Annotated in this window: 21 protein-coding genes; 7 read left to right on the top strand and 14 right to left on the bottom strand. The window is 61.7% G+C overall.

The window, feature by feature from the left end; genetic code table 11:
- Nucleotides 1-110: 110 nt before the first annotated feature.
- The gene (locus KHA73_RS07610; protein WP_234590058.1) at nucleotides 111-740 is read left to right on the top strand and encodes a flavin reductase family protein; all 630 of its coding nucleotides are present in this window, start codon (nucleotides 111-113) and stop codon (nucleotides 738-740) included.
- A gap of 165 nt (nucleotides 741-905) precedes the next feature.
- A complete protein-coding gene (bhsA, locus tag KHA73_RS07605; RefSeq protein ID WP_234590057.1) occupies nucleotides 906-1166 on the top strand; it encodes a multiple stress resistance protein BhsA in 261 nt (86 codons plus the stop codon).
- A gap of 69 nt (nucleotides 1167-1235) precedes the next feature.
- Here the strand turns inward: bhsA and KHA73_RS07600 are convergent, their stop codons facing one another.
- The 7 genes from KHA73_RS07600 to KHA73_RS07570 form a co-directional block, all read right to left on the bottom strand.
- On the bottom strand, nucleotides 1236-1652 hold the full coding sequence (locus KHA73_RS07600; protein WP_234590055.1) for a putative T6SS immunity periplasmic lipoprotein: 417 nt from the start codon (nucleotides 1650-1652) through the stop codon (nucleotides 1236-1238).
- Entirely contained in the window at nucleotides 1649-1825 is a 177-nt protein-coding gene (locus KHA73_RS07595) for a hypothetical protein (RefSeq protein ID WP_234590054.1), read from the bottom strand. Before KHA73_RS07595 ends, KHA73_RS07600 begins: the two co-directional genes overlap by 4 nt.
- Nucleotides 1826-1832: 7 nt before the next feature.
- Nucleotides 1833-2117: a DUF4157 domain-containing protein gene (locus KHA73_RS07590; protein WP_234590052.1), complete on the bottom strand. Its 285-nt coding sequence runs from the start codon at nucleotides 2115-2117 to the stop codon at nucleotides 1833-1835.
- 147 nt (nucleotides 2118-2264) lie between these two features.
- Nucleotides 2265-4121: a M3 family metallopeptidase gene (locus KHA73_RS07585; protein ID WP_234590049.1), complete on the bottom strand. Its 1857-nt coding sequence runs from the start codon at nucleotides 4119-4121 to the stop codon at nucleotides 2265-2267.
- A 47-nt stretch (nucleotides 4122-4168) separates the two neighbouring features.
- Entirely contained in the window at nucleotides 4169-5128 is a 960-nt protein-coding gene (ybiB, locus tag KHA73_RS07580) for a DNA-binding protein YbiB (protein ID WP_234590047.1), read from the bottom strand.
- 36 nt (nucleotides 5129-5164) lie between these two features.
- Nucleotides 5165-5797 (bottom strand): FMN-binding negative transcriptional regulator, encoded by a 633-nt coding sequence (locus KHA73_RS07575; RefSeq protein WP_234590045.1) that lies wholly within the window; start codon nucleotides 5795-5797, stop codon nucleotides 5165-5167.
- A gap of 57 nt (nucleotides 5798-5854) precedes the next feature.
- On the bottom strand, nucleotides 5855-7276 hold the full coding sequence (locus tag KHA73_RS07570) for an MFS transporter (protein WP_234590044.1): 1422 nt from the start codon (nucleotides 7274-7276) through the stop codon (nucleotides 5855-5857).
- Nucleotides 7277-7375: 99 nt separating this feature from the next.
- Between KHA73_RS07570 and KHA73_RS07565 the strand changes: the two genes are divergently transcribed.
- Nucleotides 7376-8212: a helix-turn-helix transcriptional regulator gene (locus tag KHA73_RS07565; protein ID WP_234590042.1), complete on the top strand. Its 837-nt coding sequence runs from the start codon at nucleotides 7376-7378 to the stop codon at nucleotides 8210-8212.
- A 2-nt stretch (nucleotides 8213-8214) separates the two neighbouring features.
- On the opposite strand, the gene KHA73_RS07560 is transcribed toward KHA73_RS07565, so the two are convergent.
- Both KHA73_RS07560 and KHA73_RS07555 read right to left on the bottom strand, forming a co-directional pair.
- Entirely contained in the window at nucleotides 8215-8844 is a 630-nt protein-coding gene (locus KHA73_RS07560) for a LysE family translocator (protein WP_234590040.1), read from the bottom strand.
- A gap of 53 nt (nucleotides 8845-8897) precedes the next feature.
- Nucleotides 8898-9812 carry a LysR family transcriptional regulator gene (locus tag KHA73_RS07555; protein WP_234590039.1) on the bottom strand — a complete coding sequence of 305 codons (915 nt, stop codon included), beginning with the start codon at nucleotides 9810-9812 and terminating at the stop codon, nucleotides 8898-8900.
- 112 nt (nucleotides 9813-9924) lie between these two features.
- On the opposite strand from KHA73_RS07555, the gene KHA73_RS07550 reads away from it, so the two are divergent.
- Complete coding sequence (locus KHA73_RS07550; protein ID WP_234590038.1) at nucleotides 9925-11268, top strand: MFS transporter; 1344 nt, start codon at nucleotides 9925-9927, stop codon at nucleotides 11266-11268.
- On the opposite strand, the gene KHA73_RS07545 is transcribed toward KHA73_RS07550, so the two are convergent.
- Entirely contained in the window at nucleotides 11227-12135 is a 909-nt protein-coding gene (locus KHA73_RS07545) for a DMT family transporter (RefSeq protein WP_234590037.1), read from the bottom strand. The two genes, KHA73_RS07550 and KHA73_RS07545, sit on opposite strands and share 42 nt — an antisense overlap.
- A 137-nt stretch (nucleotides 12136-12272) precedes the next feature.
- Between KHA73_RS07545 and KHA73_RS07540 the strand changes: the two genes are divergently transcribed.
- Nucleotides 12273-12704: an Lrp/AsnC family transcriptional regulator gene (locus KHA73_RS07540; protein WP_234590036.1), complete on the top strand. Its 432-nt coding sequence runs from the start codon at nucleotides 12273-12275 to the stop codon at nucleotides 12702-12704.
- On the opposite strand, the gene dinG is transcribed toward KHA73_RS07540, so the two are convergent.
- The 4 genes from dinG to KHA73_RS07520 all read right to left on the bottom strand — a co-directional run bounded on the left by dinG (nucleotide 12705) and on the right by KHA73_RS07520 (nucleotide 16471).
- Entirely contained in the window at nucleotides 12705-14903 is a 2199-nt protein-coding gene (gene dinG, locus KHA73_RS07535) for an ATP-dependent DNA helicase DinG (RefSeq protein ID WP_234590035.1), read from the bottom strand.
- A gap of 67 nt (nucleotides 14904-14970) precedes the next feature.
- Entirely contained in the window at nucleotides 14971-15363 is a 393-nt protein-coding gene (locus tag KHA73_RS07530; RefSeq protein ID WP_234590034.1) for a tautomerase family protein, read from the bottom strand.
- 4 nt (nucleotides 15364-15367) lie between these two features.
- On the bottom strand, nucleotides 15368-15685 hold the full coding sequence (locus KHA73_RS07525) for a carboxymuconolactone decarboxylase family protein (protein ID WP_234590033.1): 318 nt from the start codon (nucleotides 15683-15685) through the stop codon (nucleotides 15368-15370).
- A 132-nt stretch (nucleotides 15686-15817) separates the two neighbouring features.
- Nucleotides 15818-16471 (bottom strand): glutathione S-transferase family protein, encoded by a 654-nt coding sequence (locus tag KHA73_RS07520; protein WP_234590032.1) that lies wholly within the window; start codon nucleotides 16469-16471, stop codon nucleotides 15818-15820.
- Nucleotides 16472-16711: 240 nt separating this feature from the next.
- Between KHA73_RS07520 and ompC the strand changes: the two genes are divergently transcribed.
- The gene (ompC, locus tag KHA73_RS07515; RefSeq protein ID WP_234590031.1) at nucleotides 16712-17809 is read left to right on the top strand and encodes a porin OmpC; all 1098 of its coding nucleotides are present in this window, start codon (nucleotides 16712-16714) and stop codon (nucleotides 17807-17809) included.
- Nucleotides 17810-18007: 198 nt separating this feature from the next.
- Nucleotides 18008-18856 carry a GNAT family N-acetyltransferase gene (locus KHA73_RS07510; protein WP_234590030.1) on the top strand — a complete coding sequence of 283 codons (849 nt, stop codon included), beginning with the start codon at nucleotides 18008-18010 and terminating at the stop codon, nucleotides 18854-18856.
- The last annotated feature ends 1 nt before the right edge of the window (nucleotide 18857 follow it).

Below are 18857 nucleotides of genomic sequence, written 5' to 3'. Positions count from 1 at the left end.
GCGTAAGATAACACATCCCCCGGTTAATTGGCGCAGCGGTGGCGGCGCAAACTTGCAGCCGGCGGGAAACCGGTCAAAATAAGGCTTCGTTGATTGACGCAAGGTCGCTTATGAGCAGTGATTCCCGTTACTACTATGAACCCGCCGCAGGCCACGGCCTGCCGCACGATCCGCTGAACGCCATCGTCGGCCCGCGGCCTATCGGCTGGATTTCCTCCCGCAGCGCCGACGGCCGGCGCAACCTGGCCCCTTACAGCTTCTTTAACTGTTTCAACTACCGCCCGCCGATCATCGGCTTCGCCAGCACCGGTTGGAAAGACAGCGTGGCCAACGTGGTGGAAACCGGCGAATTCGTCTGGAATCTGGCGACGCGCCCGTTGGCGGAAGCGATGAACAACAGTTCGGCCGCTCTGGCGCGCGGTGAGGACGAGTTCGCCTTCGCCGGGCTCACGCCGCTGCCCGGCCGCCGGGTCAAGGCGGAACGCGTGGCGGAAAGCCCGGTGAATTTTGAGTGTCGGCTGACGCAGTGCATTCAGTTGCAAACCGCCGCCGGTGAGCAGGTGGAGACCTGGCTGGTGCTGGGTGAGGTGGTGGCGGTGCATATCGATCCGGCCATGCTCGACGAACACGGCGTTTACCAAACCGCCGCCGCCGAACCCATTCTGCGCGCCGGCGGCCCCAGCGCCTACTACGGCATTTCCGAGCAGCACCGCTTTGATCTGACCCGGCCGGCGCGCTAAGACGGCCCCCTTTTCTTCATCGGAAGGAAAGGGGTAATTAAAATCAAAAAATCTGAATTAGATTATCAATGCTCTCCGATTTCATCACGCCTGTCATTGCGCAATAATCACTCTATCGAAAGGCAATCACCTTTCTCCCTTACAACTATGACAGGAATGAGCATCATGAAAAACATCAAAACTTTTGCTGCAGTTATCGCTCTGGTCGGCGTTTCTTTCACTTCCTTCGCCGCTGAACACGTCAGCGCACAGGATGCCGCCCAGTTCGAAAAAGCCGGCGTGATCGTCGCCAGCGGCGCTACCGACCTGAGCAGCCTGAAGTCCCAGCTGTCCGCCAAAGCCGATGCGGCCGGCGCCAAGGCCTTCACCATTACTTCCACCAGCGGCAACAACCTGATGCACGCTACCGCGGTAATCTATAAATAATGCGCGCTTGCCGATAACAAAAAGCCCGCCGGTATTTAGCCGGCGGGCTTTTAGATCGTACAAAGGCAATTATCGCCGAACAGGTTCCATGACGATTTTTTGCTTATCATTCGTGTCATTCACTAGCGTGAACTCCGTCCAATATTTACGTGGCGTGTCGTCATATGCATCACCGATAGTTGAAATCTCGACCGAATAGCTCCCCCCGGCGACAAACCCTTTAAATTCATTGGCTAAACAGGTTCCTGGCGTGACAATCATCGCCGGCTGTCCCGGCTCAACGGAAATTGACCATTCTGCATTCCCTCCTTTGCCTGGTCGGTAAATGCTTATGCCAACCAGTTTACGGAGCCCTGAAATGTCATCGGGCACGCTAATGCACACGTGATTATTTTTGATGCTGGCATCAGCCTGATAGTGCCATGGACGTTCCTGAACACAACCGGCGAGCAGTGATACGGCCAGTAGAAAAGTCAAAATTCTCATTTCATTGCCTTCGGGTTTTTTGGATTTTGAATAAAAATACGTAATATCGTTTCATAACGTGTTTTGAGATCCGGCCCATCCAACCCTTTCATTAGCTTGTTACGACGCCACTCTTCACGGCTAAAGCGAACCAGTAAGAAGTAATCGGCAAGAATGGAGGCTTGTTGCTCCATACCGTAGTCAGCGAGCGTTCATTTGATATTGCCAAACATGTGCCATTTCATGGATGAGCCAGTGTTGAAAACCAGCACTTTCCATTGCGTAATCTTCGCGAAAATTCTTTGGCTTGAAATAAATTTCGCCATTTGGCGTGACAGCCGTATTGTCATTTTGTAAGCCAAAGGGAAAATATCCTGCGTTATGCACTCTGACGCGAGAATAGTCGATCGCATCTTTATAAATTATTTGGGCTATCCCTATCTCACCAATAGTAAGTTTTCGCGCCATCCCTTTAGACGTGGTCATATCATCAATTCCATTGAAAAGCGAAAAACTAACCTAGCACATAATTCTCCATACGCTGGGACACCCTGACACTTTGGGATAATTCTCCCAATAAAAAGCCCCTTCCGGGGCTTTTGCAAACTAAAAACGCGGTTCACCCGCGCCGTCTCAGGCCAGACGCGCGTTAATCGCCGCAGCGAAGTCGCGGCACATCTGCTCGTCGCCGTCGGCGTTATCCGCCAACACGGTGTCGCCATCCACCACCCGGATATGCGCCGCCAGAGAGAAATCCGCCGGCGGTTGCGGCCGCGCTGCCGCGGCGGCGATGCTGTGCTGCGCTTCTTGCCAGGCCTGCGCCACGGTCTGGTTGCAGGCCTGCGCCAGATAGTCCGGGTTGAAGCCCTCGCCGGTCAGGCTGCGCAACGTGTCGTCGTGGCTGACGCCGTTGCCCGGCAACCAGTAGTGGCGCGCCAGATCCGGCCCAATCGCCGGGTTGTCGGTCAGGTAACCGTCGCGCTGCAGGAAGAACTGGCGCGTCTGCTCTACCGCCATCATCGCCAGCAGGTAGCCCTGATAGGAACAGGCGGACTCCAGCGACAGCAAATGCGGAATGGCCAGCGTCGGCCGCGGGCTGCCGCTGACGCCGAGGATCTTCTGTTCGATCTCGCGCGCCAGCGCGGTGATAGCCTCCGGCGTACGCTGCGCGTCTTCCCACTGATACAGCGCCCACTCAAAGTATGGCACCAGCAGAATATGGCGTTCGTTGAAGGCGCGCATCGGCTGGCGCGCCGCAATGCCGGCTTCGATCAGGGCGTCCGGCACCGGTTCGTCGGCGGCGTTTTTCGCATAGCGCTTCAGCCAGTCGGCGTCATCCAGCAGGCTGTCGCAGAACATCGACTGGGTTTCGGCATAGGCCATCGAGGTCGGCGGGAACTCCTGTGAAAAGCAGGGCGCATTCTGGCAGATGTTGGCGAAGTGCGCCGCATGGCCACCCTCGTGGAACAGGGTATTCAAACCCTGAGCGCCGCTGCCTACCTGCCCCGGCTGCGCCAGGCTGGTGAAGTTGATGCGCGCCGGCACCCACTTGCCCTGCTGAATGAACGGCGGCACCGGGCCATGCATAAAGCCGTTTTCATACTTGCCCTTGCGCACCAGCAGATCGAGGTTCATCTCTGCGCCGCGAAAACCGATATGCAGCCGCTTGAAGCTGTTGACCCAGCGTTCCAGCGAGCGGGCGAACGGGAAATAAGGGTCCAGTTGGCGGGTAACGTCGCCGGCGCTGGCGAAGCGCAGGTTCCAGGGCTCCAGCGCCTGTTGCCCCTTCTCCGCCGCCAGCTGCTGCAGGCTGCGTGAATTGGCTTCGCGGGTTTCCCGCTCGAAGCGGTCCAGGATGGCGAACAGCTGCTCCGGCGTCATGCGCTCGGTTTTGTTCACCTTGTAATCGAAATAGTTGCGAAAGCCCATCCGGCGCGCAAAGCGGTTGCGCAGGCCGATCAGCTCCGGCAGGCCGTTATGCAGCAGCCACTGCTCCAGATCGCGCAGCGCCTGCTGCGAACTGCGGCGGTACTCTTCGTTCTGGTTGGTGGCCTGGTTGGTCAACAGCTCGCCCAGCGACGCCTCGACCCGCTGCCCCGCCGCATTCAGGTGCGTGACGGAATAGCCTTTGCGGCGCGCATAGAGACTGGCCTCTGCTTCGATTATCTGATCCAACAGCGCCTGTGCCTCGGGATCTTCAATAACGTTGCAGTCGAAAAAGCGCAGCCAGCCGTTCAGCCCGTGCTGCAACGCATCGCGCTGCGCGTCTTGCGGCAGCGCTTCCAGCCCGGCCAGCAGTTGGCGGATCTCCGCCATCCGCCGCGGCTCAGAGATAAAGCGTTTATAGGCGCTTTCCGCTGCGGAAAAACGTGCCGAAACCTCTTCACCGCCGATCCCCATGTAGTTCTGCCAGAACAAATCTTCCTTGGTGCGGTGAACGCGAAGGTAGTCCTGATTCAATTGATTGAAGTAATCGAGAGCCTGTTGCATAACCATCCTTTCAGCCGATATGCGTGATGTTCCAGTATAGAAGCGATCTAGGCCTGATGCAGGCGCTGCACCCCCTGCTCCAGCGTGTCAACTTCACCGGCGGCCACCAGGCAGCAGGCAATCTGCCGCTGCAGGGCAAGCGGGATAGCCACCTCGCCCGCCAGGCAGCGCTCGGTCCAGCGCGCGGTGGTGTCGGCGTCTTTGGCCGCCGGCAGCAACGGGGTTTCATCCTGCGCCGGGCGTTCCAGCAGCACCCGCTGCTCGCCGCCGGCGATCAAGTGGATTTGCGGGCAACGCTGCGGGTTGGCGTAGGCTTCACCTTCGGTGCCGTGCATCAGCAGCCCGCGGGCGCCGATCTGGCGGAAAAATGACGCCACGCGGCCAACGTACTCCGGGTGCGAAACGCTGGCGAGACGCAGCGTATCCTGCTGGCCAAACGGCGTCGCCAGTTTGGCCAGCGTGTGCGCGCTGTTGCGCACCCCCATGCGCCAACGCAGCCCAAGCTGGCGATCCAGCGGCGCCGACAGCGCGGATACCGGCATAAACACCGGCTCGCCGCGATCCAGCCGCTGCTGGGCATGGGCGGCATCTTCCGACCACGGCAGCCCCAGCGCGCGGAACGTTTCGGCGCTGGTGACGCGGGTGCTGTCGTCCAGCACGCCATGCACCACCACCGGCAACCCGACCTTCGCCAGCAGCAGCGCCAGCAGCGGCGTCAGGTTGGCCTGTTTGCGCGCGCCGTTATAGCTCGGCAACACCACCGGCAGCGGCCGCCCCGCGGGCGCCTGCAATTGCAGCACCTGCTGCTGCATCGCCTGGTAGAACCCCAGCATTTCCTCTTCGGCCTCACCCTTGATGCGCAGGGCGATCAGAATGCCGCCCAGCTCCAGCTCAGGCACTTCGCCGGCCAGCATCGCCCGGTACAGCTCGAAGGCGGTGGGCCTATCCAGATCGCGCGCATGGTTTTTGCCGCGGCCTATTTCTTTGATAATTTTGGTGTAATCCATCGCATGCTCCCCTGCGGTCACTGCAGGTAGCATACCCTATCCGCGCCGCCGCTCAACCTCCTCCGCCAGCCGCCGCTGCGCCTCATCCCCGGCGCGCAGCCCCAGGATCACGCCGTCGACGTCTGCGGCGCTGCGATTCTGGCTCATCTTCCATTTGCCTTCACGCCGGGTCACGGCGATCTCGATGCCGACAATGCCCTTAATCTGCGCGGCGATGTACCCGGCCGGCGCATCGTCAATGCGCCAGGGCTCCGGCATTCGCCCCTCCTGCAACGCCGTCAACCCTTCCAGCTGGCGCCGCAGCCAGCGCGGGTCTTCGGTCACGCTCGGCACGCCGTACAGCTGCACCTGGCTGTAGTTCCAGGTCGGTACAACTTTGCCGGTCTGCCGCTTGCTCTCATACCAGCCCGGCGAAATATAGCCGCCCGGCCCCTGGAAAATCACCAGGCACTCCTGCGCCTGTTGCAGAAGTTTCCAGTGGCCGTTGGCGCGAGAAAGATGCGCCCGCAGCCACAGTTGCCCCTGCGGATCGGCTTCGATCAAAAACGGCAGCGGATCGGCCGTCAGCCCTTGCTCACCATGGCTGATCAGCATGCCCAACGGATGAGCGCGCACCAGTGCCAGCTGCGCGCCGAGATCGTCTTCACGAAATGAGGCGGGTTGATACATAGCGGGTTCCTGCATCGTTATCGAGTGATGCCAATAGCAATAGCACCCGCCTGCGGTTTACTGAAGATCCACTTTAGGCTGCCGTTTGATGATCCACTTTAACAAACCGAAGGCCAACGCCATCGCCAGCAGGTTGTAAACCATCGCCCCGGCGAACGCCTGACCATAGCGCTCCGCGCCGCCGCCCGCCAGCAAGGGCACGAAACAGGTGCCGCTGGCGACGATGCCCAGCGCGCCGCCGACCTGCTGCACGGTGGACACCAACCCCGCCGCCATGCCGGCCTGCCGCTCCTGCGCCAACCCAAGCACCAGGTTCAGCAACGGCGTCATGCTCAGCGCCTGGCCGAAGCCCAGTACCACCAACCCCGGCAGCAGCCGCAGCGGGTGAGCCAGTGCGGCGCCCCACAGCACCTGCGCCACCAACAGCGCCAGGCCCGCAGCGTAGACCGCCACGCCAACCGCCAGCACGCCGTTGCCCCAGCGCAGCGCCAACCTGGGCGCCAGCATCGACGCCAGCATAAAGGCCACGCTGGCGGGAGCGAACAGGCTGCCGGCCTGAAACGGCGTCAGCCCGACACCGGCCTGCAGCAACAGGGCGAAACAGAGAAAGAAGGAAGACGCGGTGGAATAAATCGCCAGCACCACTACCATGCCATGAGCGAAATGCCCCTGGCGAAACAACGCCGGATCAAGCACCGCATCGCCGGCGCGCTGCGCCAGCCGCCGCTCCCAGCGGATGAACCCCCACAGCGTCAGCAGCGCCAACGCCAACGCCGGCCATACCCACCGGGGCCAACCGCGCGACGGCCCTTCCAGCAGCGGAACCAGCAACAGCAGCAGCCCGCCGGCCGCCAACAATAGGCCGATGCCATCCAGCCGCTGCGCCTGCGGCAGCCTGGACTCCGGAATACGCCGCGCCGCCAGCAGCGCCAGCGCGCCTATCGGCAGGTTGATCAGGAAAATCATCCGCCAGCCGCTGCCCAAAATATTCGCTTCGATAATAAAACCGCCGAGGATCTGGCCGAAAATCGCCGCCAACCCCAGCGTCATGCCCAGCCAGGCGAAGGCTCGCTGCCGCTGGTGCGGGTTATACATCACCCGCATCAGCGCGTAGATTTGCGGAAACAGCAGCGCCGCCGCCGCCCCCTGCAAGAAGCGCGCGACGATCAGCACCGCGAGGGAACCGGCCAGCCCGCACAGCGCCGACGCCAGGGCAAACCCCAGCATGCCGAGGCTGAACATGCGCCGCCGCCCGAAGCGATCCCCCAGGCGCCCACCGGCGATCAGCAACACGCCGAACGCCAGCTCATAGCCGGCGATAATCAGCCCCACACCGGAAAAACCGGCGGCGAACTCTCGCTGAATCACCGGCGCCGCCACATTAACCACAAACAGATCGAACACCGTGACAAAACCGCCCAGCAGCAATACCGGCAGACCGGGCAAACGGCGTTCATCGCAAGATAATGACTGTTCCATAGCGCTCTCCATAAAGTCGGTGGCGGCAGTATGGATCATGTTTTAAACTGTTACTATATAGCCAATTATACTATTACTAACAGCAACAGGACGGCCAAAATGCCCCCACGCGCGCTCACCCGTACCCGTCAGGAGCTGGCGGATTTTTTACGCCAAAAACGCGAACGCCTGTCGCCACAGGCGGTAGGCCTGCCGAGCGGCAGCCGGCGGCGCACGCCGGGGCTGCGGCGTGAGGAAGTCGCGGCGCTGGCCGGCGTCGGCCTGACCTGGTACACCTGGCTGGAACAGGGGCGGGAAATCAACGCCTCGGTGGAGTTTTTGGAGAACCTGGCGCGGGTGCTGAAGCTGGACGCCACTGGCCGCTATCATCTGTTTCTGCTGGCGCATCAGCGCCCGCCGGTGTCGGTCGGCCATCAGTGGTGCCAGGTGTCGCCGCTGGTGCGCCGCCTGCTGGATGACCTGCCGCTGCGGCCGGCCTACGTCATGAATTTAAGTTGGGATATCATCGCCTGGAACCCGGCGGCGGAGCGGCTGTTCGCCATCGGTGAACGCCCGGCGGAACAGCGCAACATGCTGTGGATGCTGTTCGCCGATCCGCAGCTCAATCAACGGCTGGTGGAATGGCAGGTCCAGGCGCCGCAGGTGTTGGCCAGCTTCCGCCGCGACTATGCCCGCGCGCCGGAAGACGAGGTGATGCTGCGGCGCGTGCAGGCGCTGGAGCAGGTCTCGCCGCAGTTCCGCCAGCTATGGCGACAGCACGACATCCACGGCCGCTGCCAGGGGCAGCGCACCTTCGAGGTGGCGGATGTCGGCCAGGTCACCTTCGAGCATGGGTCTTTTATCGTCGACGAAGAAAATCATCTGCGGCTGGTGATGTACAGCGCGCTGGCGGACAACCCGACCAGCGCGGCGTTTGAAGCGCTTTTGCGGCAATAAGCCTATCTGCGGCCGTCGAAAATCAGCTTGCAGGCCAGCCCGGCGAACACGCCGCTCAGCAGGTAATTCGGCCAGCGGGCGCTGTACCTGCGGCCGGCAAAGCGGCTTTTCATGCGGCTGACCACCAGGATCACTCCGCCGTTGACCAGCAACCCGATTAGATTAAGCACCGTCGCCAGCGTCAGCATCTGCACCACCACGGAGTCGGCGTGCGGATCGATAAACTGCGGGAACAGCGCCAACACGAACAGCGCCATTTTGGGGTTGAGAATATTGGTGAACAGCCCCTGACGGAAAATGCGCGCCATAGGCACCGCCTGCAATCCGCCGGAAGCCTGCAGGCTGCTGCCCGATCGCAGCGTTTTCCATGCCAGATACAGCAAATAGGCCGCGCCGAGCATTCTTACCGCGTCGTAGGCCAGCGGTACGGCGACAAACAGCTGCGACAATCCCAGCGCCGCCGCCAGCGCGTGGCAGTAGGTGCCGAGCAGAATGCCCGCCAGCGAGGCGAAACCGGCGCGCCGCCCCTGGCTGATGCTGCGCGAGGCAATCAGCAGCATGTCCGGACCGGGGGTTAGCGTCAGCGCCAGACAGGCACCGGAAAACAGCACGAAGGTAGCGGCATCAATCATAAATCACCTGCAGGCAGCGGAAGCGAAGCATTCATCATAGCGGTAGAAGTGCCTCAACGCCACGGCGCCTCCGGCGTGAAAGCCGCCACCAGCGCATCGATCGTCACCCGCATGCGCAGCGGCATCGCCACGCCTTTCAGCCACACCAGATTAATCGCCAGGCCGGGCCCGCAGCTGCCCGGCAGGATCTCGCGCAGCGCACCGCTCTGCAACGCCTCATGCGCCAGCCAGCGCGGCAGCATGGCAATGCCGTGCCCGCCGATGGCGGCGCCGAGCACCGCTTCCATATTGCCCAACCGCAGCCTGGCCGTGGGCCGCAACGGCTGCTCTCGCCCATCTTCGCCCAACAGCCGCCACGGCTGAGGGCGGCCATCCCGCAGCAGGGCAATCGCCTGATGCTGCGCCAGCTCGGCCGGCGCGGCGGGTTCCCCGCACCGCGCCAGATAGGCGGGCGCGGCGCACAGCAGCTGCCGCTGCTCGCCCAGTTGGCGCGCGGTGATCGCCGCCGCATCGCCCGGCGAACCGATGCGCACCGCCAGATCGATACCCTCTTCCGCCAAATCCGCCGCGCGGTTGGAGAACAGCGCTTCAATCTGCAGCTGTGGGTGGCGTTCCGCCAGCGCCAGCAGCGGGGGCATCACCCATTTCTGGCCAAACAGCACCGGCAGCGACAGCCTCAGCCGCCCTTCCGGCGCCAGCGCCCGGGCCGCCAGACGGTTTTCCGCCACCTCCAGCGCCGCCAGCGCCTTCAGGCAGTCGTCATAAAACAGCAGCCCTTCGTCGGTGAGCGACAGGCTGCGCGTGGTGCGCTGAAACAGCCGCACCTGCAGCCGCTGCTCCAACCGCGCCACCGCTTTGCCGACGGTGGAACGCGACAGCCCAAGCTGCTGAGCCGCACGGCTAAAGCCGCCGGACTGCACCGCCTGCACGAAGGCGCGGATGGCGTGTAACCGTTCGCTGGAGATCATGTTCGCCTCCTGATTGACGACATTATTTCGCCTATTAAACGATGAAACGCCGCCACTGGCTATAGCCCGCCGCGCGTAAACTGAAGGCCAAAAACCAGACGGGGAAAAACCCATGAACGAAGCCGTATTGTCGGCCGAACGGCCGCGCCTGTGGCGATTGCTGATCGGCATCAGCATCGCCAGCTTTTTGGGCTGCATCGATTTCACCATCGTCAATACCGCCATTCCGGCGATCCAACGCGAGCTGGCGGCCGGCCTGAGCAGCGTGCAGTGGGTCATGTCGCTGTTCGTGATGGCGCTGTGCGCCTTTATGGTCAGCGCCGGCCGCCTGGCGGATCTGTACGGCCGCAGGCGGGTGCTGTACAGCGCCATGCTGTTGTTCGCCGCCGCCTCGCTGGGCGCCGGTCTGGCGGGCAGCATCGCGCAGCTTAACCTGTGGCGGTTCGTGCAGGGTGCCGCCTGCGCGGTATTGTACACCGCCACCACCGCCATCGTCGCCGACGCCTGGCCGCCGGCGCAGCGCGGGCGCGCCATCGGCATTCTGCTGGCGGCCAACGGACTGGGGCTGGCGATCGGGCCGGTGGCCGGGGGCATACTGGTTAGCGCACTGGGCTGGCGCTGGGTGTTCTTGCTTAACGTACCGCTGATTGCGCTTAGCTTCGCTTTTTGCCTGGGTACGGTAGGCGAATCCCGGGCGCAGCAGAACGCAAAGCTGGATATTCCCGGTTTATTGCTGCTGGTGTTTGGCGTTGGCAGCCTGCTGCTGGCGATCGGCCAGGGCGGCCACTGGGGCTGGTTGGACCTGAAAACGCTGGCCTCGGCGGCGCTGGCCATCTCGGCGCTGGGCGGGTTGATCCCGGTGGAACGGCGCGCCCGTTCGCCGCTGTTGCCGCTGGCGCTGTTGGCGCAGCCGGCGTTTTTACGCGTTTGTCTGTTAAGTTCGCTGTTGGCGTTTTTCTACTGCGCCGCCTTTTTCCTGATGCCCGTTTATCTGGAGACCACCCGCCACTACGGCGGCCTGCTGCTGGGGCTGCTGCTGCTGCCCACCACGGCGGTGATGGCGCTGATTTCGCCCTGGGTTGGCCGCTGGGTCGATCGCGCCGGCCCACGCCCGGCGCTGATACTGGGCTTTGCGGCGCTGTCCGCCTCCGCCGCGTTGCAAAGCGCGCTGAATGCCGCCGCACCGCTGCCGTTGATGCTTACGGCGTTCGCGCTGATGGGCCTCGGTTGGGGCTGCATTCTCGGTCCGCTGGTGCTGGCGACGTTAAGCACCGTCAGCGGGAGCGACAGCGGCGGCGCGCTCGGCGTTTCCTGGACGCTGCACAACCTGGGCGGCGCCGTCGGCCTGGCGCTGGCCGCGTGGGTCTACCCGGCCTACGGCTACCGGGCGGTGATGCTGCTGTTGCTGGCGCTGTCACTGTTCGGGTGCCTGCTTGCCGCCTGGCGTCGGCGCTAGCCGCCGCTCCCCGAGCAGGTTCATGCCCGCCGCCGCCAGCAGAATGATCGCCGCGCCGGCCAGCTGCAGCGCCACCAGCCGGTGGCCGAACGCCAACCGATCCACCAGCATGGCGGCGATCGGGTAGATGAACGACAGCGAGCCTATCAGATTGGTCGGCAGCTTTTGTAACGCGCCATACATCAGCACATACATCAGGCCGGTGTGCAGCACGCCCACCGTCACCAGCATGCCCCATTGCCCGGTGCTGGTCGGCGCATGGAAATTGACCAATGGCAGCAGCATCACCGTGCCGACCGTTACCTGAATCAAGGCGATCAGGTGCGGCGGCGTGCCCTTCAAGCGTTTGGCGGCCAGCGCCATCAGCGCATAGAAAAACGCCGCGCCGAGCGACAGCCCGATGCCCACCAGGTAGTTATGCTGGCCGCCCGCCTGCCGCGGCTGCGCCAGCACGACCATCAGCACGCCGGCGAACGCCAGCGCCAGCCACAGCAGCTTACGGGCGGTCAGCTTCTCGCCAAGGAACAGCGCCCCCAGCCCAACCAGCATAAAGGGCTGGGTGTTGTACACCGCCGTGGCGATGGAGATAGACGCATAAGAATAGGCGGCAAACAGCAGCAGCCAATTGAGCACCAGCGCCACGCCGCCGGCGATCGCCAGCAGCAGCATAGCCCGCGTCAGCATGCCGGGCCGCAATTGCCCCAGCGCCGCGCAGACCGCCAGCAGCACCAGCGCGCCTATCGCGCAGCGCCAGAACACCACGTTGATTACCGGCTGGCCCGACATCAGCACAAACCAGCCGATGCTGCCGGAAATCAGCATCGCCGCAATCATCTCCAGCGAGCCGCGTTTTATCTCTGCGTTCATCTTGCCTTCCTTCCCCTGTGTTTCATGGCTTTATTCTGCGGTTTTCATCGCCGCCTTCCCATAGCTGAAAAAAGGAAAATATGCTTAACTGCCTTTATATTTAAGGCATACTGGATTAATAACCTAACGGAGGCGTTATGGATGATATCGATCGCCAGATTTTGACCCTTCTGGCTGAGGATGCGCGAGCGTCGTTGAAAACCCTGAGCGCCAAAGCCGGCCTGTCGTCGCCCAGCACTTCCGAGCGGCTGCGGCGGCTGGAGGAGAGCGGCGTGATCCAGGGCTATACCCTGAACGTCAACCTGCAGGCGCTGGGCTACGCCTTTCAGTCGCTGGTGCGCATCAAGCCGCTGCCGGGCATGCTGAAGAAGGTGGAGCAGATGATTCAGGCGCTCCCTGAAGTGATTGAGTGCGACAAGGTCACCGGCGAAGATTGTTTCATCGTGCGGTTGGTGGCGCGTTCGATGGAGCAGCTCGACCAGATCCTCGATCGGCTGGCCGAATACGCGCAGAGCAACACCTCGATAGTGAAAACCACGCCGGTGAAGCGCCGCCTGCCGCCGCTGTAGTTAGCGCCTGCGCCGTTTGGCGAAAGGATTGCTGCGCTTTTTCTCCTTCTTCACCGCCTCGGCGGCGGATTTCAGCGCCGCCAGGTGAGCCTTGTCGGCCTCCGGCACCGCGCGTTGTTCGATGGGGAACACCGGCAACGAGGCCAACAGCCGCGAACCGTAACTCTTGGTCAGCAGGCGGCGATCGTAAATCACGATCTCGCCGTGGCATTCGTTGCTGCGGATCAGACGCCCGACCTGCTGGATCAGGTTGAACGACGCGCTCGGCAGGCTTTGCACCTCAAACGGGTAGCGTTTCAGCGACTTCAGCCATTCGCCCTCGGTCACGATCACTGGGCTGTCGATCGGCGGGAAAGCAATCTTGTGAATGTGCACCTGGGTCAGCAGTTCACCTTTCAGATCCAGCCCCTCGGCGAACGATTGCAGGCCAACCAGCACGCTGGCCACGCCCTTCTCTACCCGTTTGCGGTGTTCTTCCACCAGCCGGTAGCGCGGCTGATCGCCCTGCACCAGCAACATCAGCCGCAGATCGGTGACGTAGCCGAGAAAGGTCTGCATCGCCCGATGGCTACTGAACAGGATCAGCATCCCCTTGTGTTTGCCGCTGGCCTGCTCGGCGCGGAAGAAACGCGCCATCTCTTCCAGATGCTCAGCTTCATTGGCGATCGCCGGTTCAAAACGCATCTGCGGGATGACGATTTTGCCCTGCTCGACGTGGTTGAACGGCGACGACAGCGTTTCGAAACGATCGCCGGCCTTCTCGCTCAGGCCGCTCATTTCCTGCAGGCGGGCGAAGCTGTTCAGCGAGCGCAGCGTCGCCGAGGTGACCACCACGTGCGGCACCTTGCGCCACAGCAGCTTCTCCAGCTGATCGCTGACCCGAATGCCGACGCAGTGCAGGTACAGGTGGGTCACGTTATCGCGCAGATCGCGGGTCACCCATTTGGAGATCGGCGCATTGGAAGACTTGTCCAGCGCCGCCAGGCGCCACAGCTTGCTCATCGCCTCCAGATAGCCCAGGGTGCGGCTCATCTGAATGATCGCCCGGTGCAGGCGCATGATGTCGTGCTTGCCGGTCTGCTCGGTGAGATCGTTCAGCACGAACTCCGCCAGCCCGCGCAGCGCGTCGGTGAGTTTGAACAGCCGCGCGCAGCTCTCCACCATCTCCGCCGGCAGCTCGCCCATTTCGAAGCGGTGCTCGGCCACCACGCTGTCGGTCGGCAGAAAGAGGCTGACCTGGCGCTCGAAGATTTGCACCAGCTCGCGCAGCTCTTCGCAGTGGTTCTTCAGCCGCTCGCTGTTGGCCAGCCCCGGCGGGTTCTTCGGCCGGTATTGGGTCATGCACTGCTCGACCTGGCGCACGATCATATCCAGCTGCAGATTGGTCGCCAACGCGGTGATTTCCCCGTCGATCTCCAGCGCATCGCGGGCCACCTCCGGCAGGTGATGCCCCTCGTCCAGCACCAGCAGCAGCTCTTTCGGATTCGGCAACACCGATTCGGTTTCCAACGCCGCCATCACCAGCGCATGGTTGGCCACCACCACATCGGCGCTCTCGATCTCTTTGCGGGCGATATAAAACGGGCATTCGCGGATGTAGTGGCAGTTGCGCCCCAGGCAGTTGGCTTTGTCGGTGCTCAGCTTGGCCCACAGCGGATCCCCGATAGACAGCTGATAGTGATCGCGCAGCCCGTCCCATTCGTGGCGGCTGAGCGCTTTGGTCAACTTCTGGCACAGCGCCTGCTCCTCACCGCTGGAGGGGGCCAGTTCGTCGTCGAGAAACAGCGTCAGGTCGCCCTGCTCGCTGACGTCGGTGCTCATCGCCGCCAGGTTGCGCGGGCAAACGTAGCGTCCGCGGCCAAAGGCGCCGGTAAATTTCAGGTCGGGAATGATCTTCTTCAGCAGCGGCAGATCCTTGCTGTAGATCTGATCCTGCAGCGCCACGTTGGCGGTGCTCACCACCAGAGGTTTGCTCTCCGCCCGCCCGACGGCGATGCCCGGGATCAGATACGACAGCGTTTTGCCGACGCCGGTCGGCGCTTCAATCGCCAAATGGCGCGCATAGTCGCCGGCCAGGGTTTTCGCCACTTCGGCGATCATCTGCCGCTGAGGGGCGCGGGAAATAAAATCCGGTATTTGCTGCTGCAGGGCTTTGTACCACTGGCCGATCTGATCTTTAACTGCGGAGGAGAGCGCCATTCAACTCTTTATCTAAACGAAATGATGGCGCTATTGTCCCACAGACCGTCGGCCGCGTCAGCCCGAGTTATGCCTGGCTTTCGATCATTGAGGCGCGCCCAGCGCTGAATGACCATTCATCCCGTTGAGAAGTCACTATCACTACCATCACATCTTCAGGGCGCAGCTGCAGATCCTCCTGCAACAGCGAGGCCAGCCGCCGGTAAAAACGCTGCTTGGTGGCGGTGTCGCGCGGGCGGCCGCAGGTGATGTAAAACAGCACGAAATCGATCGAGCGCGGCCCGCCGAGATAATCCCGATCGTAGATCAGCTCACCCGGGCGATACTGATCGATAGCCTGAAACTTGTCGGCCTGTGGAACGCCGAAGGTCTCAACCAGCGCCCGATGCAGAGTATCGGACAGCGTCTGCAGATACTCGGCGGATTTTCCCTGATGCAGGGCAATGCGGCTAAAAGGCATGGGTTCACTCCTGTTCCAATTCGCGCAGGCGCGCCACCGCGGAGGCCGCAGCGGGCCAACCGGCGTAAAACGCCAAATGGGTTATCAGTTCGGCCAACTGCTCGCGGCTGACGCCGTTGCGTTGCGCCAGTTGCAGATGAAACGGCAGTTGTTCCAGACGATTCAGCGCCACCAAGGCGGCGACGGTTATCAGGCTGCGCTCGCGCGGGGCAAGCTGCGGCCGCCGCCAGACATCGTCGAATAATACGCTGTCGCTAAGCTGCGCCAGCTTGGGGGCGATATCGCCGAAGGCCTGTTGGCCAGGTGATTGGCTTGATGGCATCGCACACTCCTGTCGGTTGATCGGTGGCTTTAGGCTACTCGTCGACAGAGTGGGTGAAAATCGGGATTTTCAGCACGGAAGGTTCAGGAAAACAGGATGGTCACCCCTACCGCGATGCGGAAGGGGCGAAGGTTACTCGAGCGGCGCAACCTGGTCAAAATGCGCCTGAAACAGGGCGTTCAATTCAGGCCGCTGTTCGACCCGCTCAGCGATGGTGAGCAATTTCGGGCAGTGTTGCAAAAACCAGCGCCGGCCCGGCCGCCAGTGACACATCGCCGCCGCGTACAGATCCAGCGCGCTGAAGGTTTTACCGAGGAACCAGGGCCCTGCTCCGCTAGCGGCGGCGGCCAGCTGCAGCAGCAGCCGCTGCCGATAGCGCAAAACCTCGTCCGCCAGCCGCTCCTGCGCCGGTATTTCCGGCACCCAGCGTTGCGGATGATCGGCGTAGGTAAAGGTGGGATAAATTTCCGCATTGATAAACATCAGCCAGCGCAGAAAGCGCGGCAACAGCGCGGAGCCGGATGGCGGCGCCAGCTCGGCGTGCGGCGCACGGTCGTGCAGCAGCAGGATCATCGCCGCGCTTTCCGTCATCACTTCGTCATTAGGCAGAATTAAGGTAGGCACCTGTCCAAGCGGGTTAAGCTCCAGCAAGCGGTCGCGCTCCGGGCCGTCCAGCGCGTAGTCCACCTCCTCGTAGCCCCAGGGCAAGCCGGTCAGCTCCAGCGCAGCGGCGACGATGGTCGAACCGCAGCCGCGGGTACCCAGCAATATATAAGTCTCACGCATGATTCCTCCAGAAGTCAGGAAGGGTATCGCTAACTGTAGACCAGCCGCCGACACTTGCCCGAGAAGAAAATTCACTCTTTACGCGACTTTTTTAATCGTTCGATACGAAATTGAATATTCTGTCATAAATAGATCACATAACTAAGGTAAAAAAAACCCGCTGCAAACGTTTAGGCGGCACAGTAAACAGCAATGCAACTGATGATAAGCGTCTTTCAATCGAATAAAGCAGGGTAAATCATGAAACGTAATCTTCTGGCCGTTATTATTCCGGCACTTTTAATTGCGCAGGCAGCACCAGCAGCAGAAATCTATAACAAAGACGGCAACAAACTTGATTTTTACGGCCGTGTAAAAGCACTGCATTATTTCTCTGACGATGCTGGTAATGACGGCGACAAGACCTACGTGCGTATCGGTTTTAAAGGCGCTACCCAAATTAACGATATGCTGACCGGCTACGGCCAGTGGGAATATCAGATTGCCGCCAACCACGCCGAGTCCGACGGCACCAAAGACACCAAAACCCGTTTGGGCTTCGCCGGCCTGAAATACAAAAACGTCGGCTCATTCGACTACGGCCGCAACTACGGCATTATCTATGACGTCGGCGCCTGGACGGATATGATCCCAGAATTCGGCGACGATGCTTATATCAAGACCGACAACTTTATGAATGGCCGCACCAACGGCGTCGCCACCTACCGCAACAACGACTTCTTCGGCCTGGTTGACGGCCTGAAGTTCGCGGTACAGTACCAGGGCAAAAATGAAAACGACGGCCGCTCCGGCAGCAAAGCCAACGGCGACGGCTGGGGTCTGTCTTCCAGCTACGAAATCATCGACGGCTTGAGCGTCGGCGCCGCCTATGCCTCTTCTAACCGCACCGCCGGCCAGAAAGCGGGCACCTTCGGTAAAGGCGATAAGGCCGATATCTGGGCCGGCGGTCTGAAATATGACAACAACGATGTTTACCTGGCCGCGACCTATTCGCAGAGCCGCAACATCGCGCCTATTTCCGGCATCGCCACCATCAATAACAACGCCACTTCCGTCAGCGGTTTCGCCAATAAAGCCGAAGGGATCGAATTGGTTGCGCAATATCAGTTCGACTTCGGCCTGCGCCCATCGCTGGGTTATGTTCAGCAGAAGGGCAAAGATATTGAAGGCATCGGCGACGTCGACCTGGTTAAATATTTCGATGTGGCGGCGACTTATTACTTCAACAAAAACATGTCCACTTATGTTGAATATAAGATCAACCAACTCGATGACGACAACAAGCTGGGTCTGAAAAACGACGACGTCGTTGTGGTTGCCCTGACCTACCAGTTCTGATGTGATGAATAACCACCACTGCAAACTTTAGCCTCGGCTACTTGATCACCCAGAGTTTATTTCGCCGGGCGGCTGCGTCCGGCTTTTTTCTTTTGTGCTCTTCGGCACCGCCCGCATCGCGTAATCGCATTCGCAAACTTGCCTTACAAAACAAACGGGTCTAGATGTATAGCTTCCTCCCTTTTACTGGAACCCGCCATGCAGAACGACGGACAGTTTGAATACCAGAACGCCCTGCGCTACAGCAGCGACCAACTGGCGCATATCCTCAGCCGCTGCTTCGAAAACTATATCGTGCCCTTCGTTATCGACGGCCCCGCCTTCGCCGGCCGTTTTGGCTCAGAAGATCTCAGCCTGAGCGACAGCGTGATCGTTACCCACCGCCGCGAGCCGGTAGCGATAGCGCTGATTGCCCGCCGCGGGCTGCACAGCCGGGTGGCGGCGTTGTCCATCCGGCCGGAAATGCGCGGACAGGGGCTGGGCAAGGCGCTGATGCGCCGGCTGGCGAGCGAAGCCCGGGCGCGCGGCGATCGCCGGCTGTCGCTGGAAGTCATTGAAAGCAACAAGGCGGGGCTGGCGCTGTACCATCATGCCGGCATGCGCATCGTCCGCACGCTGACCGGCCACCAGGCGCCGGAACGGCCCGCCGGCGCCACCGTCGCCTTGCAGGAAATCGACCCGCTGACCGTCAGCCATCGCATGACGGCGGAAGGCGCCACCGACCTGCCCTGGCTGGTCGCCCCTGAAACGCTGTACAAGCTGCCGGGCAGGCCGCGCGCCTTCACGCTGGATCGCCACGCCTATGCCGTGGTGATGCCTGGCGCAGAGAAATGCTTCCTGCGCATGATCTACGTGCCGCCGCAGCACCGCGGCAAAGGCCACGCCCGCGCAACGCTGGCGGCCTTGCAGGCGCAGTTTGCCCCGCTGCCGCTGGTGGCCACCGTCTATGTCCCTGAAGTCGCGGCCCCATTCTTCGACCGGCTCGGCTGGCAACAGGATCCGTTACGCCAGTTTGAGATGGCCATGACGTTAGAAACCCCACAATAAT

The organism is Serratia entomophila (assembly GCF_021462285.1).
GTDB lineage: Bacteria > Pseudomonadota > Gammaproteobacteria > Enterobacterales > Enterobacteriaceae > Serratia > Serratia entomophila.
This window is presented reverse-complemented; position numbering and strand designations above follow the sequence as displayed.